At 50.0% G+C, this 16037-nt stretch carries 12 protein-coding genes; 9 read left to right on the plus strand and 3 right to left on the minus strand.

Translation table 11 applies throughout. From position 1 onward, the window contains the following. Nucleotides 1-21: 21 nt before the first annotated feature. Nucleotides 22-1338 carry a M20/M25/M40 family metallo-hydrolase gene (locus tag H9Q13_RS11820; RefSeq protein WP_191184015.1) on the plus strand — a complete coding sequence of 439 codons (1317 nt, stop codon included), beginning with the start codon at nucleotides 22-24 and terminating at the stop codon, nucleotides 1336-1338. An 89-nt stretch (nucleotides 1339-1427) separates the two neighbouring features. Here the strand turns inward: H9Q13_RS11820 and H9Q13_RS11825 are convergent, their stop codons facing one another. From H9Q13_RS11825 to porX, 3 genes are read right to left on the minus strand one after another with little or no spacing between them, the layout of a single operon-like run. Further along, nucleotides 1428-2654: an alanine dehydrogenase gene (locus H9Q13_RS11825; protein ID WP_191184016.1), complete on the minus strand. Its 1227-nt coding sequence runs from the start codon at nucleotides 2652-2654 to the stop codon at nucleotides 1428-1430. Between the two features lies 1 nt (nucleotide 2655). Beyond that, nucleotides 2656-3102 (minus strand): tRNA (adenosine(37)-N6)-threonylcarbamoyltransferase complex ATPase subunit type 1 TsaE, encoded by a 447-nt coding sequence (gene tsaE / locus H9Q13_RS11830; RefSeq protein ID WP_394367981.1) that lies wholly within the window; start codon nucleotides 3100-3102, stop codon nucleotides 2656-2658. Next, nucleotides 3095-4657, minus strand: a complete 1563-nt coding sequence (gene porX / locus H9Q13_RS11835; protein ID WP_191184017.1) for a T9SS response regulator signal transducer PorX — start codon at nucleotides 4655-4657, stop codon at nucleotides 3095-3097. Before porX ends, tsaE begins: the two co-directional genes overlap by 8 nt. A 251-nt stretch (nucleotides 4658-4908) precedes the next feature. Between porX and H9Q13_RS11840 the strand changes: the two genes are divergently transcribed. From H9Q13_RS11840 to H9Q13_RS11875, 8 genes are all read left to right on the plus strand, one after another. Continuing rightward, nucleotides 4909-6141: an HD domain-containing protein gene (locus H9Q13_RS11840; protein WP_191184018.1), complete on the plus strand. Its 1233-nt coding sequence runs from the start codon at nucleotides 4909-4911 to the stop codon at nucleotides 6139-6141. Nucleotides 6142-6283: 142 nt separating this feature from the next. Next, entirely contained in the window at nucleotides 6284-7306 is a 1023-nt protein-coding gene (lpxD, locus tag H9Q13_RS11845) for a UDP-3-O-(3-hydroxymyristoyl)glucosamine N-acyltransferase (RefSeq protein WP_191184019.1), read from the plus strand. 161 nt (nucleotides 7307-7467) lie between these two features. Beyond that, entirely contained in the window at nucleotides 7468-8862 is a 1395-nt protein-coding gene (locus tag H9Q13_RS11850; RefSeq protein ID WP_191184020.1) for a bifunctional UDP-3-O-[3-hydroxymyristoyl] N-acetylglucosamine deacetylase/3-hydroxyacyl-ACP dehydratase, read from the plus strand. Beyond that, the gene (gene lpxA / locus H9Q13_RS11855) at nucleotides 8859-9650 is read left to right on the plus strand and encodes an acyl-ACP--UDP-N-acetylglucosamine O-acyltransferase (RefSeq protein WP_191184021.1); all 792 of its coding nucleotides are present in this window, start codon (nucleotides 8859-8861) and stop codon (nucleotides 9648-9650) included. Before H9Q13_RS11850 ends, lpxA begins: the two co-directional genes overlap by 4 nt. Beyond that, on the plus strand, nucleotides 9640-10278 hold the full coding sequence (locus tag H9Q13_RS11860; RefSeq protein WP_191184022.1) for an ABC transporter ATP-binding protein: 639 nt from the start codon (nucleotides 9640-9642) through the stop codon (nucleotides 10276-10278). The genes lpxA and H9Q13_RS11860 overlap by 11 nt, the downstream gene beginning before the upstream one ends. Nucleotides 10279-10505: 227 nt before the next feature. Next, nucleotides 10506-11213 carry a YebC/PmpR family DNA-binding transcriptional regulator gene (locus tag H9Q13_RS11865; protein ID WP_191184023.1) on the plus strand — a complete coding sequence of 236 codons (708 nt, stop codon included), beginning with the start codon at nucleotides 10506-10508 and terminating at the stop codon, nucleotides 11211-11213. A 91-nt stretch (nucleotides 11214-11304) separates the two neighbouring features. Then, complete coding sequence (locus H9Q13_RS11870; RefSeq protein WP_191184024.1) at nucleotides 11305-12267, plus strand: calcium/sodium antiporter; 963 nt, start codon at nucleotides 11305-11307, stop codon at nucleotides 12265-12267. A 652-nt stretch (nucleotides 12268-12919) separates the two neighbouring features. Continuing rightward, nucleotides 12920-16027: a SusC/RagA family TonB-linked outer membrane protein gene (locus H9Q13_RS11875; protein WP_191184025.1), complete on the plus strand. Its 3108-nt coding sequence runs from the start codon at nucleotides 12920-12922 to the stop codon at nucleotides 16025-16027. The last annotated feature ends 10 nt before the right edge of the window (nucleotides 16028-16037 follow it).

The following is a 16037-nucleotide window of genomic DNA, read 5'->3' on the forward strand; positions in this document are numbered from 1 at the left end:
AGCATACACACCCCTATACCTATGATCCGCAAAAAGCTGTTCGTCACTGCCTTCTCACTTTTGATGGGCGCATCCCTCTCGGCCCAGGACCTATCCGTTATCAACCAACAGGAAGCCACCCGCCTGCTGCAGACGCTGAGCCACGATGACATGCAGGGCCGTGCCACCTTTACTGCCGGCATCGAAAAAGCAGCTACTTTTATAGAAACGGAATTTAGCGCAGCAGGTCTGCTTCCGCTCAAGGGTGGCAGCGCCAGCCAGGCTCCGTCTTTCCGTCAAACTTTTTACGTTCATCGCCTCACGCCCAGCCAAACGGAAGTGAACCTCGACAATATAGAGATTGCTGCCGAGCATTTATTCGTCAATACATCCCAGAAGCAATTGGACTGGAACCAGAAAAACAAGGTCGATATCATCACTATATCAAAAGGCAAAAATTTCAGGGCGGCGTTTGCCAAGGTCAATTCCCAGGAGCAGGATGCGATCGTGCTAGTCCACCCTAGTCATGCCGAAGCGTTTCAAGATTACAGAGGCTATTTTGCGAAAGGCGCCGTGAAGAAAGAAATCGGAACGGGCAGCAGTAAGGTATACGTGCTCACCGACCAGGCCAATCCCAAGAAATACCAGGTAAAGTTCGAGAACAAAATAGACAAACTCGAATTGTCCAACGTGGTGGGTATGATAGAGGGGAAGCGTAAAAATGAGTTTGTGGTATTCTCCGGTCACTACGACCACATCGGCTTCCACAAGTCTGTGGATGGTGACAGTATCGCCAACGGTGCCGACGATGACGCCTCCGGCACTACCGCCATGATGATGCTGGCCCGCTATTACAAGCAGCAGGTCCAGCCAGAGCGCACGCTCATCTTTGCCGCTTTCACGGCGGAGGAAATCGGTGGCCATGGTTCGCGCTATTTTTCTGAGCAACTCAACCCCGACCAGATTGTGGCCATGTTCAACATCGAGATGGTAGGCAAACCGTCCAGGTTCGGTCCCAACAGCGCCTACCTCACGGGTTTCGAGAAATCTGACCTGGGTCTGCTCATGCAAAAACGCTTAAAAGGCACCACCTACAGTATTCATCCTGACCCATACCCGAAGCAGAACCTGTTCTACCGATCCGATAATGCCACCCTGGCCCGCCTTGGTGTGCCGGCGCATACCATTTCGTCTGTTCAGATAGACCAGGACAAAACCTACCATACCGTAAAAGATGAGTTCGAACTGCTGGACATGCCGCACTTTACGAGTATGATCCGGGCGATTGCCCTGGCTGCGCAAGGGGTTGTATCGGGCGAAGACACACCTACACGGGTCGATAAAGCTTTGGTGAAGTAACCCTCTTTCTTAAAAGCCCTATAAAACGAGAAAGTCCAGGCTATACCTAGCCGGGACTTTCTCGTTTTATACTTAGGTACTGCTATACCTTAATTTCTTACGGCAATCATCAAACCCAACTCTTTATACCGCATGCCAAATTTCTTGGCGATCTGCGAATTTGTGAGGCTGCCTTTGTAGATATACACACCGCTGCGGTAATGCTCATTGGTGAACAAAACTTCGTTGATACCTCCGAATTTTGAAATCTCTGTGAAAATCGGCGTGAAGATGTTACTGAGCGCCGTTGAAGCTGTGCGGGGCACACGGGATGCAATGTTTGGTACGCAGTAGTGAATAATATCGTATTTGCGGAAGATCGGACGGCTATGCGATGTCAGTTCGGAGGTCTCGAAGCAACCTCCTTGGTCAATGCACACATCGATGATGATGGAACCCGGGTTCATCTGGCCTACAACGCCTTCCTCTACCATACAGGCCATACGCCCCTCTTCAGCCACCAACGCCCCTATCACGACATCAGCCTGCTTTAGCTCGTTGTACAGGATGGCTTTGTCCAGGGTAGAGGTAAAGATCTGCTGCCCGATATTGTGCTTGAGTCGGCGAAGTTTGTAGATGTGGTTGTCGAACACCTTTACTTCGGCTCCCAGGCCCAAAGCCGCGCGTGCTGCGTATTCGGCTACCGTGCCGGCTCCCATAATTACCACCTTGGACGGGGCCACACCAGTTATACCTCCCAGAATTACGCCTTTGCCATCGTTGCTGCTACTCAAATACTCTGCCGCGATCAGCATAACAGAGCTGCCGGCTATCTCGCTCATAGCACGCACCACCGGTTTAGACTCCGATTTATCGCGGATCAGCTCGAAGGAAATGGCGTTGATCTTCTTGCGTAGCAGGGCATTCACGTAATCGGAAGTCAAGTTACCGAAGTGCAGGGCGGAGATCAGGGTCTGGCCAGGGCGCAGATACTCGATCTCGTCGTAGGTTGGAGGTGCGATCTTCAGGACGATGCCAGCCTCGTATACTTCCTCCGGAGAATAAACAATACGGGCACCGGCTTCGGAGTAGTCGTTGTCGGAGTACTTGGATGGGCTTCCTGCTCCGGCTTCAATCCAGATCTTATGTCCCTGGTCGGTTAGCTGCTTCACGGCGTCTGGAGTCAGGCCGATGCGGTTTTCCTGAAACGAAGACTCTTTTGGCAGGCCGATAAACAGGCTTTTGTGCCGTTCCTCCACAGCCAGCATCGACTCCTTTGGGTATAGCGCCGGACTATTGGCCAGCTTTCCTAATTCAACGGCGAATCTCTCCGTCATATCATACAAGGTTTATGGTCATGGTGCGTTCCTCGCCTTCGGCGGCAGGCTCCAGCTTTACCAACAGGTAATGCTCCGGCAACAGGTTCGGGATCATAGAGGGCCACTCGATCAGGCAAGTTTTGCCGGAGTCAAAATACTCCAGCGCCCCAATGCCCAGCGCCTCACGCTCCTCATTAATCCTATAAAAGTCAAAATGGTAGATTAGGTTCCCGTCACCCTTCTCATACTCATTCACCAGGGCAAAGGTCGGGCTGCTCACATTCTCCTTCACGCCCATTTGGCGGCAAAGCTCTTTTATGAGCGTGGTCTTGCCTGCTCCCATGGGGCCCTCAAACAAAATAATCGGCTCCTTCCGGCACTCCTCTAAAAGCACAGAAGCCGCCGCTGGCAAATCAGCCAACGACGACATCTTAATACTCTTCTTCTCAACTCCTGCGTTATACATTCTTAGGTGTCAGCGTGATAAACGGTATGATACACTCCTCCAGTGAGACACCTCCGTGCTGAAAAGTGTCTTTGTAGTAGTTCACGTAGTAATTATAGTTATTTGGGTATGCGAAGAAGTAGTCTTCAATCGCAAACACAAACGTAGTAGAAACATTGGCTTTTGGCAAGAAAAATCGCTCTGGCTTGCGAACCGTAAACACATCTTTGTCGGTGTAGCCCAGGTTTTTACCGTGCTTATACCTTAAGTTCGTGTTGGTCTGGCGGTCGCCAATAATCTTGAAAGGCCGTTTTACCCGTATCGTGCCGTGGTCTGTAGTGATGATGAGGCGGGCTTTGCGCTCAGCGATCAGCTTTAGCATCTCAAACAAGGGCGAGTGTATGAACCAGGATCGCGTAATGGAGCGGTAAGCCGACTCGTCCGGGGCCAACTCGCGCACCATGTTGCTGTCTGTGCGGGCATGCGAGAGCATATCCACAAAGTTGTAGACAATGACGTTGAGCTTATTATTATCCAGGTTATTGAACTTACTGTTGAGGTCCTTGCCGGCGGACGGGTTAGTGATTTTGTGATAGCTGTGCTTGTCCGAGATGCGGTTTTGCTGCAACTGAATCTCCAGGAAGTCTGGTTCATTCAGGTTCTTGCCCTCCTCCTCGTCGTCGCTTACCCACAGATTCGGGTATTTCTTGATGATCTCGGTGGGCATCATACCTGAGAAAATGGCATTTCGGGAGTAGGCCGTGGTGGTAGGGAGTATGGAATAATACATCTCCTCTGTGTCTACAGTGAAGTACTCCGAGATAAGCGGCTCTAGCACTTTCCACTGGTCGTAGCGCAGGTTATCGATCAGCAAGAAGTATACGGGCTTGTCAGACTCCTTCATCATAGGGATTACCCGCTCCCTGAACAGCTGGTGCGACATCAGGGGCGCATCGTCCGACTCCTTGTTGATCCAGTCCTCGTAGTTATCCATGATGAACCGGGCAAAGTTGGAGTTGGCCTCGTCCTTCTGCATGTTGATTACATCGGCCATGCTCTTGTTCTCGGTCTCGTCGATCTCGAGCTCCCAGTACACGAGTTTCTTGTAAATGTCAGCCCATTCCACCGGGCTCAAACGTTCCCCAAAAGCCATACCTAACTGGCGGAAATCACGCTGGTAGCTCATGTTGGTTTTCTCGGACACTAGGCGCTTGTTCTCCAGGGTCTTTTTCACAGAAAGCAAAATCTGGCTCGGGTTGAGTGGCTTGATCAGGTAATCGGATATTTTGGATCCAATGGCCTCCTCCATGATGTGCTCTTCTTCACTTTTGGTGATCATGATCACAGGCATGGCCGGGCGTATGGTTTTGATCTCATTGAGGGTTTCCAATCCGCTGATACCGGGCATGTTTTCGTCTAGGAACACCACGTCGAATCCTTGTTCCTGTACCTTCTCTATGGCGTCGGCCCCACTGTTCACGGGAGTAATGTCGTAGCCTCTTTCTTCCAGAAAAAGAATGTGCGGCTTGAGCAGGTCGATTTCATCATCGGCCCATAAAATAGTATATCTTTGCATAGTTTTACTTGTTGCTTAATTAGGCTAAATGGCTTACTACTTAAATGGTTACGCAACTTAATTGCTGGTCGCGGGTCTTAGACAAGGGATAGTATTATGTAGTTTACTACACCTATGCCTTAAGGTTACTGGTTCTGCGGCAGCGCAGTTTCCTGCCTGCCAGTGGTATGCGGCAGATCCGGCGAATCAGGTCTTTTTGCAAAGCAACCGTTTAATGATTAGCAATTTAACAATTAAAAACCTCGGTTTTTGTGAATAAGAAAAAAATATTAAACGACCCTGTTTACGGTTTCATCACGGTGCCGACTGAACTGCTGTTCGACATCATCGACCATCCTTACTTCCAGCGCCTGCGTCGCATCAAGCAACTGGGCCTGACCGATATGGTATACCCTGGGGCCTTGCATACGCGATTTCATCATGCTTTAGGCGCCATGCACCTCATGAACCTAGCCCTGAACACGCTTCGCAGCAAGAACAACGAGATTTCTGACGAGGAATTTGAAGCCTCTCTTATCGCCATCCTGCTGCACGACATTGGCCATGGGCCCTTCTCGCATGCACTGGAAACGGCCATTTTTCAGGAAGTGCACCACGAGCACCTCTCACTGCACATCATGCACCTACTCAACGACGCCTTTGGTGGAAGATTGAGTCTGGCGATAAAAATATTCACAGATACCTATGAACGCCGGTTCTTTCACCAACTCGTGTCAAGCCAGCTGGATGTGGACCGCCTCGACTACCTGAACCGCGACAGCTTCTATACCGGGGTATACGAGGGCAAAATCGGTGCCGACCGCCTGATCAAGATGCTCGACGTGGCCAACGACAAACTGGTGGTGGAAGAAAAAGCCATTTACAGTATAGAGAACTTTCTGGTGAGCCGCCGATTGATGTACTGGCAGGTATACCTGCACAAAACCGTGATCAGTGCCGAGAACATGGTGCTGCGCACCGTGCAGCGTGCCCGGGAACTTATGCAGCAAGGTATAGAAGTACCGGCCAGCCCTTGCCTGCAGTATTTTCTATCCTCCAACCTCACACTGGAGGATTTTCAGTCTGATAACACCATCCTGGAACGCTTCGTCTCACTGGACGACCACGACGTCTGGAGCGGCATCAAGCTTTGGGCCTCCCATCCCGACCCAATTATTGCATACCTCTCCAGGAGTATCCTGAGCCGGAAACTCTTTAAAGTGTTTATATCCAGCAAACCGATAGACGAAGAGATGATGCTAGGTATAAGCGAACTAGTACAGGAGCGTTTTGGGGTAGCTCCGGAGGATGTGAAATACCTGATGATCTCAGGGCAGATCAGCAACAATGCCTACCAGGCCGTGGGGCAGTCCATCGATGTGCTCACCAAAACGGGGTATGTCGTGAATGTGGCCGATGCCTCTGACCTGCCCAACATACAGGCCCTGAGCAATAAGGTGGAGAAATACTTTGTGTGCTACCCAAAGGAGGTAGCAGCCCTATAGGTGCGTTAAACAGGAATTGCACAAAATTTGCTGGCATTCTCTTCAATCTACCGAAAGAATGTGGCGGTGCTGCGTAAAGTTTTTGTTAATTTTGCGCCCCCTAAGCATTCGCACATTTAATTTTTTGCTCTAATTTTACAAGATGGAATTTACTGTTCAACAGATTGCAGACCTTTTGCAGGGTGAAGTTGAAGGAGACAATTTAGTAAATGTCAGCTCATTAGCTAAAATCGAGGAGGCCACTACTGGCGCTCTGGCATTTCTATCCAATCCGAAATACGAATCATATCTATATACCACCGGAGCGAGTGCAGTGATTGTGTCAGACAAGCTGGAACTCAAAAAACCAGTGACCGCATCGCTTATTCGGGTGGCAGATCCTTATTCCAGTTTTTCTACCCTGCTCCAGTACTACCACCAGGCGGTGCTCGCTTCCAAAACAGGCGTAGAGGAGCCGTGCTTTATCGGCGCAAACAGCGAAATTGGCGCTGGCCACTACCGTGGCGCTTTCTCTTATATCGGCAATAACTGCAAGCTGGGCCAGAACGTGCGCATCTATCCGCAGGTATACATTGGCGATAACGTAACCATCGGCGACAACACCACTATCTTTGCAGGTGCAAAACTGTATGCCAACACCGTGGTAGGCAAAGATTGTACGATCCATGCGGGCGTTGTGCTGGGCAGCGACGGTTTCGGCTTCGCGCCGCAACCCGACGGCAGTTACAAAGCCGTGCCGCAGATCGGAAACGTGGTACTGGAGGACGACGTGAACATCGGCGCCAACACCACCATTGACTGCGCCACCATGGGCTCCACCATTATCCGCAAAGGCACCAAAATCGACAACCTGGTGCAGATAGCCCATAACGTGGAAGTAGGCCAGCACACAGTGATCGCATCTCAAACCGGCATTTCAGGTTCAGCCAAAATTGGCAATCAGTGCGTTATCGCCGGCCAGGTAGGTATAGTAGGCCATATCAGCATAGCAGACAAAACCACCGTCGGTGCTCAGTCTGGTGTATCGAAGACGGTAAAAGAGTCCGGCACCATCATACAGGGCTCCCCTGCTTTTGACTACAAACAAAACCTGCGGGCTATCACTGTTTTCAGGAAATTACCTGACCTGCAGCGCGTACTCGAAGAACTGAAGGAAAGAAATTAGGTTTTAGCCTACTCCTATCGCGACACTATAATAAAAATTGGCAAGGCAGTTTATAAAGTCTTAAGTTTGCAGGCGCAAAGCAAGTAGTTCCTGTAACTCAGCCTATAACCTGACCGACACGGCGAATCACTGCCCTGCAAAAAGTAAATAATGATACATTAATGAATTATAAACAGCACACCATCAAGTCTCCGGTAACCGTATCGGGCGTTGGGTTGCACACAGGCGTGGTGTCTAATATGACCTTTAAGCCTGCTGCTGCTAACCACGGCTACAAATTTCAGCGCATAGACCTCGAAGGCCAGCCAATTGTAAATGTAGACGTGGATAATGTAGTGGATTTATCGCGTGGCACTACCATCGAGCAGAATGGTGCCCGGGTAAATACCGTGGAGCATACCCTGGCTGCACTTGTTGGTCTGCAGATTGACAACGTGCTGATCGAGTTGGATGGCCCTGAACCTCCGATCATGGACGGCTCTTCCATCGAATTTGTGAAGGCCTTGCTGTCAGTGGGCTTGCAGGAGCAGAACGCCCTGCGCAACTACTTTGAGATAACCGAAGGCGTTAGCTATAAGGACGAGAAGCGTGGTGTTGAGATCGCGGCCCTCCCGCTAGACGACTATCGCCTGACCGTGATGGTGGACTATAACTCTCCGGTGCTGGGCAGCCAGCATGCATCCATTACGGATATGAGCCAGTTTGAAGAGCAGATAGCCCCTTGCCGGACTTTTTGCTTCCTGCACGAACTGGAGGCGCTTTACAAGCAGAACCTGATTAAGGGCGGCGACCTGGACAACGCCATTGTGATTGTGGATCGTGTGGTGGAAGACGGTGAGCTGTCTTACCTGGCAGATTTGCTAGGCAAGAAAAAAGTGACCGTAGAAGAAGAAGGCATCCTGAACAACACAGAACTTCGCTTCAAAAACGAGATGGCCCGCCACAAGCTGTTGGACCTGATGGGCGACCTTGCCCTGATCGGACGTCCTATCAAAGGACAGATTCTGGCAGCAAGACCAGGCCACGCCGCCAACATCGCTTTTGCGAAACGTGTTAAGAAATTGATACAGGAAGCTTCGATCAAAAACGTACCAACTTACGACCCGAAGAAGCCACCGGTAATGGACATCAACCAGATAGCAGCCACTTTGCCGCACCGTTACCCGTTCCTGCTCATCGATAAAATCATCCACTTAGACGAAACCACGGTTACGGGCGTTAAGAACGTAACCATGAATGAGCCATTCTTCCAGGGTCACTTTCCGGGCAACCCCGTGCTGCCAGGCGTGATTCAGATCGAGGCGATGGCCCAGACGGGTGGCATCCTGGTGCTCAACACCGTGGAGAACCCGGAGGATTACTGGACTTATTTCCTGGGGATAGACCGTTGCCGTTTCAAGCGCAAGGTTATACCTGGCGATACCATAATATTTAAATGTGAATTGCTTGCCCCTGTGAAGCGGGGTATTGCCAAGATGAGTGGTCAGGCCTTCGTGGGCGGCCAGCTGGTAATGGAGGCAGAGATGTCGGCAAGTATAGTAAAGAAAGACGCATGAATCAGCCGTTAGCATACATCCACCCAGAGGCTAAAATCGCCCAAAATGTGGTCGTAGAGCCTTTTTCCACCATCTACAAAAACGTAGAGATCGGAGAAGGCACCTGGATTGGCCCAAATGTGACCATCATGGAAGGCGCCCGCATTGGCAAGAACTGCAAGATCTATCCGGGTGCCGTTATCTCCTCTGTGCCACAGGACCTCAAGTTCGCAGGCGAGGAAACAACCGCCATCATTGGAGACAATACCGTGATCAGAGAGTGTGTGACGGTAAGCCGCGGCACAATCGATAAGATGAAGACCATCATCGGTAGCAACTGCCTGATCATGTCCTACGCGCACATCGCGCACGATTGCATCGTGGGCAACAACTGCATTGTGGTAAACGCCGTGCAGATGGCCGGTCACGTAGAGATGGGCGACTACGCCATTATCGGGGGTTCCAGCGCCGTGCACCAATTCGTGAAGATCGGGGCACATGCCATGATTTCAGGTGGCTCCCTGGTGCGTAAAGACGTTCCTCCCTATGTTAAAGCGGCACGAGAACCACTTACCTACGCTGGTATCAACTCGATTGGCCTGCGCAGAAGGGGTTTTAACAGCGAGCAGATCAATGAGGTGCAGCAGATTTACCGCATCTTGTTCATGAGCGGGTATAACAACACCGAGGCACTCGACAAAATTGAGCTGGAACTGGCCCCAAGCCGTGAGCGCGACGAGATTGTGAACTTTGTGCGTAACTCCGGCCGCGGCATCATTAAGAGTTACTTCGCCAAAGATGCAAATTAACCTAAGCAATTTAGGTAAACGATACAATTACGAGTGGATTTTCCGGAACCTGACCTATACCTTGGAGTCAGGCACCTCCTATGCCATACTGGGGCATAACGGGTCCGGGAAATCCACTCTTCTTACGATTATAGCCGGGCATAACCTCCACAGCGAAGGGGACATTACATATAAGCTGGATGGAAAAACCATTGCACCGGATAAGGCCTATCGCGAACTCTCGCTCACCGCTCCATACCTGGAGCTGGTAGAGGAATTTACCCTACTCGAGATGATCGCCTTCCATACCCGCTTCAAGCCTTTGCGGGGCGATCTTTCGCACCAGAACCTGGTAGAGCGTATGGGGCTGCAGAAATCCAGAAACAAATATATAAAAGACTTCTCTTCCGGCATGAAGCAGCGACTGAAGCTAGGTTTGGCCATTTATTCTGATACACAACTGCTCGTGTTGGATGAACCCACCACAAACCTCGACCAGGAAGGTATAGACTGGTACCAGAACCACGTGGAACAGAACAAAGCCGACAGGCTGATCGTCGTGGGCTCCAATATTGTGCATGAGTACAGTTTCTGCGAGCATCACCTCCACATCACCGACTATCACGTGCAGGCCAGACAAGTTCGTTAATCGTTAGTCGTTGTTTGTTATTCGGGGTAATTTTGATTGGGAGTGTTCTTAAATAACAGTCCTAAGCAAGGGTCGGCTTTACAAAAAGTGCTGCAGGACTCTATAGCTAATAGTTATTAACAAATTACGAGCACCGATCCACAAACAACGATCAACGAATAACGAAAATGTTACCAATTTACAGGTAAGCTGCCTAAATTTGTAATAGATATACTTAACCAGATACTATGGGAAGAGCATTTGAATTTAGAAAAGCCCGTAAATTTAAGCGTTGGGACAAAATGTCCAAGGCCTTTACCCGACTAGGCAAAGAGATCGTTATGGCGGTGAAAGAGGGAGGCCCTAACCCGGAATCCAACTCCCGACTGCGCACGGCTATCCAGAACGCCAAGGGCGTGAACATGCCGAAGGACCGTGTGGAGGCTGCCATTAAGCGTGCATCATCCAAAGAAGAGAAAGATTACGAAGAAGTAGTGTACGAGGGCTACGGACCTTATGGCATTGCGATACTTGTCGAAACAGCGACTGATAACATCAACCGCACCATTGCCAACATGCGCGTATACTTCTCACGTGCCGGAGGCGCAGTAGGCAAAACAGGCTCCCTGGACTTTATCTTTACCCGCAAAGGTATATTCAAGATTGCGGCCGAAGGGCTCGATATAGAGGAACTGGAGTTGGAACTGATCGACGCCGGTGCCGAGGATATCTATGAGCACGAGGGCGAGATCATCGTTGAGACCGCCTTCACTGATTTTGGCGCAATGCAGAAGGCATTGGAGGACAAAGGTTTGAACGTCATCAGTGCCGAACTGCAGCGTGTACCGAATACCCGCATGGAACTCACGGATGAGCAGGCTGAGGAAATTGAAAACCTGGTAGAGAAAATTGAAGAGGATGACGATGTGCAGGCTGTCTACCATAATATGGCATAACCCATCGCTAGTCTGCAAAGTATAGTGGAAGGCTGCCTGTCATAACAGGGCAGCCTTCTTTTTTACCTCCATACCTGCACAAAACATTCCTATGCTGCTTTACATCCTGTTTGTACTTGGCTTTATAATACTCATAAAAGGTGCAGACATGCTTGTTTCGGGGGCGTCTTCCATTGCAAAGCGCTTCGATATATCCGATATGGTGGTCGGCCTGACCGTTGTATCGTTCGGCACGTCCCTTCCTGAGCTGATTATCAATATTTTATCCAGTATGCAGGGGCAGTCTGAGTTGGCGATAGGCAATGTGTTTGGCAGCAACGTAGCAAACCTACTACTAATCATCGGGGTAACTTCTATCATTTGCCCCTTGCCTATCAAGCGCAACACCATCCTCACCGAGATCCCCTTTTCCCTCATCGCTACCCTATTGGTGGGGTTTCTGGCCAATGCCGTGCTGGTGGGAGACAAGACCAGTTTGTATATCAGTCGTCTCGATGGGGGCATTTTGCTGTTCTTCTTTGTGCTGTTTATGGCCTACATCTACAACATCAGCAAAACAAACAAAGATGAAGTAATTCAGGAGGGGGAGACACCGATGATGACTATCCCTAAATCAGTGTTATATATGGCGCTTGGTGGCGTAGGGCTATTTCTGGGTGGGAAGTGGGTGGTAGATGGAGCAGTATCGATTGCGCAGTCGTTTGGTTTGAGCGAGTCTTTTATCGGCCTGACCATAGTGGCCATTGGCACCTCCCTGCCAGAACTCGTTACTTCCGCCATGGCCGCGCACCGAAAAAACATCGACATTGCCATAGGCAACGTGATTGGGTCCAATATTTTCAACCTGCTTTGGATACTAGGTATAAGCGCCGTCATCAATCCGCTACCATTCAACGTGGTGAGCAACTCCGACATCATGGTCATGATTTTTGCCAGCACGCTTCTGGTAGTGGTGATACCATTAGGCAAGAAAAACACTATAGACAGATGGAATGGCATTCTTTTCCTTTTTATCTATGTGGCTTACATTGCTTTTTTGGTACAACGAGGCTAAGTCACTTTACAAAAAATAGAACAAAACAAAGGCACCTAAATTCGTACTGTATTCCGGGATTGCAGAGTGACGTATTCCGCGACATGATCCTTTCAGTTTATTGCTTGCCCTTAACAATTTTCAAAGCAACGGGCTTTGCCAACTTTCTCATCACACGCAGCCTTAATAATTTGACAAAAAAACGCTGCGTATACCTGCTTTTTTTTAATTGTACTGGCTCGCAACCTTCGGTTTTTACGAAATGAAAAATCCTGCCTCTCCGCACTTTTACTTGTAAAACATCCGCTAAATGCCAGTCTCATTATCTGGCAAATCACTCTATATCTTACCATTACAGCAACATAACGGCATTTGACGTAGTTATGACGTAGCCAAAAAGCAACCATGATGTGGCTACTTTTTATGAATTTCCTGATAACATCCCTAAACTTATAACACGGAATAATCTAGAGGGCTGACCGGGGATTTCACCGCAACAAAAAGCTGTGCCTATAGCTGCTCCACATAACGTCCGGGGCATGGTGTAAGACCATACTTTATCTACTTACGATTACATATTTCTCACCTAAATAAATTGAGTTTAATCAATAATAAATAATTTATGAGAAAATACTTATTCACCGCTATGGGTTGTCTTAGCATGGTTGCCTGCATGAACTCAGTTTCCTATGCAGATAATCCAGGCCAAGTACGACTCAAAAAAGAGAAAGCCTACGCCAAGACGGTGACAGGCCGCGTAACAGCCGACACGGGCGAGCCACTGATTGGCGCAAGCGTCTCGCTTAAGGGAACCTCAACCGGGGCTATCACCGATGCCAATGGCAATTATACCGTAACCGTACCTGATGAGGGCGGCATTCTGGTTGTGTCTTACATTGGGTTTCTGCAGCAGGAAGTGCCGATTAATGATCATACCACTATCAATATTAAGCTTCAAACAGATGCCAAGGCATTGGAAGAGGTAGTGGTAATTGGCTATGGCGTACAAAAGAAAAGTGTCGTGACCGGCGCTATCTCCAGTGTGCGTGCCACAGACCTCGAGAATCAGCAGATCACCAGGGTAGAGCAGGCGCTTCAGGGCAGAGCTTCCGGTGTGACGGTAGCATCCAACTCCGGTGCTCCCGGCGCGGCGGCCACCGTTAGGGTAAGAGGCATCACAACGCTGAACAGCAACGAGCCACTTTATGTAGTAGATGGCGTGGTAGTAAACGGAGGCATTGATTTCCTGAACCAGTCCGACATCGAATCTATTGAAGTGCTGAAAGATGCTGCCTCAGCTGCCATTTATGGTACACGTGGCGCAGCTGGTGTTATCCTGGTAACGACCAAAAAAGGCCGTCAGGGTTCTGTCAGAATTAATTACAATGCCTATGTAGGCACACAGGCGCCGGTAAGAAAGCTGGACCTGTTGAACGCAACGGAATATGCCACTCTTCGCAACGAAGCGTCAGTGGCCGGTGGCGGTGGCATTGTGTATGATAATCCACGCGCATTGGGAGAAGGCACCGATTGGCAAGAGTACGTTTTCAATGACAACGCCCTTATACAGAGCCACGACTTCGCTTTTAGCGGCGGCAACGACAAATCCACGTTCTATGCTTCTTATGGCTATCTGGACCAGCAAGGCATCGTCACAAGCGACATTTCAAACTACGAACGGCACAACATCCGCCTGAACTCTACCCACAAAGCAGCCAAATGGCTAACCATCGGGCAGACACTGGGCTACTCTCACATCAAGAGCCAGGGTGGTCTGAATGCCAACACGGAGTTCGGCGGTCCGCTTAGCTCTGCCATCAACCTCGACCCTACTACACCGGTTCTCATCACCGACCGTGCGATTCTGGATGATCCGGAAAGCGTTTACAACAGACAGCCTGTTGTAAGAAACGCTCAGGGCTTCCCTTACGGCATTTCGACTACCGTGCAGCAGGAAATGACTAACCCACTGGCCTATATTCAGACGCAATTGGGCAACTATGGCTGGTCCGACAACATCGTGGGCAATGCCTTTGTAGAAATAGAGCCGCTAACTGGCCTGAAAGTACGATCGACACTGGGTGGCAAGCTGGCCTTCTGGGGCGGCGAAAGCTACAGACCGATCTATTACCTGAATGCCTCTACAACCAGTCAGCAGACGGCCAGAAGCCGTGACCGGAACATGGTGCTGGATTACAACATCGAGAACACCATTTCTTATGCCCGTAAGTTCAGCAACCATAACTTAGCAATACTATTAGGCCAGGGTGCTTATAAAGACGGCGAATCCGACGGGCTCGGCGTATCCTATACCGCTATACCTGCCACCAATTTCAAAGAGGCCTCCTTTAACCTGCAGGTACCTACGGCCAATATCAATGCTTACGGGTATGATGCCGTGGCACACACTGTTAGTTCACTTTTTGGTCGTGTCACCTACGATTTCAATGAGAAATACCTGTTTACGGGTATCATCCGGCGTGACGGCTCTTCGAGGTTCGGATCCAACAACAAATACGGTTACTTCCCTTCCATCTCAGTAGGATGGGTTGCATCGAACGAAGCATTCTGGCCTAGCAACCAGGTAGTGGACTTCCTGAAAGTGCGTGGTTCCTATGGTGTGGTTGGCAATGACAATACCGGCAACTTCGGTTATATCTCCACCGTTGGCTCTGGCAGAAACTATACCTTCGGCTACGAAGGCTATACCATCGGTTACAGCCCGAACGCTCCGGCCAACCCTGACCTGCGTTGGGAGGAAACAGCCCAGACCAACATCGGCTTCGAGACCACCCTTTTCAACTCCATTAACTTCACTTTTGACTGGTTCAACAAAAAGACGAACGGCATTTTGAGACCGCTTGAACTGCCTGGCTACGTGGGCTCAACCGGTTTCCCGCTGGCGAACATTGCTGACATGCAGAACAAAGGTATAGAACTTGAGCTAGGCTATAACCGCCAGATAGGCGAATTCAATTTAGGTGTAACGGGCAACGCCTCTTATGTGAAGAATGAGATTCTTGCGCTCGAGAGCGGTAAAGAATTCACAGAAGACGGGGCTGCCAGCATCCAGACCTTCAACGGCCGGTTGAACCGCATGATCGTGGGACAGCCCTATGGCGCTTTCTATGGTTACAAGACAAATGGCATCTTCCAGAACGAAGAAGAAGTAGCCGCCTATGTTAATTCGGCAGGACAGGTGATTCAGCCAAATGCCAAGCCTGGTGACTTCCGTTGGGTAGACGCGAACGACGACGGCCAGATTAACGCCGATGACCGCATGGTACTGGGCAAGCCACTTCCTGACTGGACATTCGGTTTAACGCTGAACGCCTCCTGGAAAAACTTCGACATGATGGTATTCGGACAGGGTGTGACGGGCAACAAGATCTTCCAGGGTCTGCGCCGCCTCGAGATTACCAACGCCAACTGGCAGACCAGAGCACTGGGCCGCTGGACCGGCGAAGGCACCTCCAACGACTACCCAAGACTGTCTACCACCGATCCGAACAACAACTTCTCCAACCCTTCTGACTTCTACTTAGAGGATGGCGATTACTTCAGGATCAAAACTTTCCAGATCGGCTATACCTTGCCAAGCACACTCACCGATAAAATTTCCCTGCAAAAGGCACGGTTCTATGTGAGCGCCAACAACCTGCTGACCTTCACCAAATACACAGGCTATGACCCTGAGATCGGTGGCAACATTATGGGTGTAGATCGTGCTTTCTACCCACAGGCACGCACCCTGATGGCTGGCGTTAACATTGGCTTTTAGTCTGACAGAT

Origin of the sequence: Pontibacter aquaedesilientis, from assembly GCF_014773225.1 — a bacterium.
In the GTDB taxonomy this organism is placed as follows: domain Bacteria; phylum Bacteroidota; class Bacteroidia; order Cytophagales; family Hymenobacteraceae; genus Pontibacter; species Pontibacter aquaedesilientis.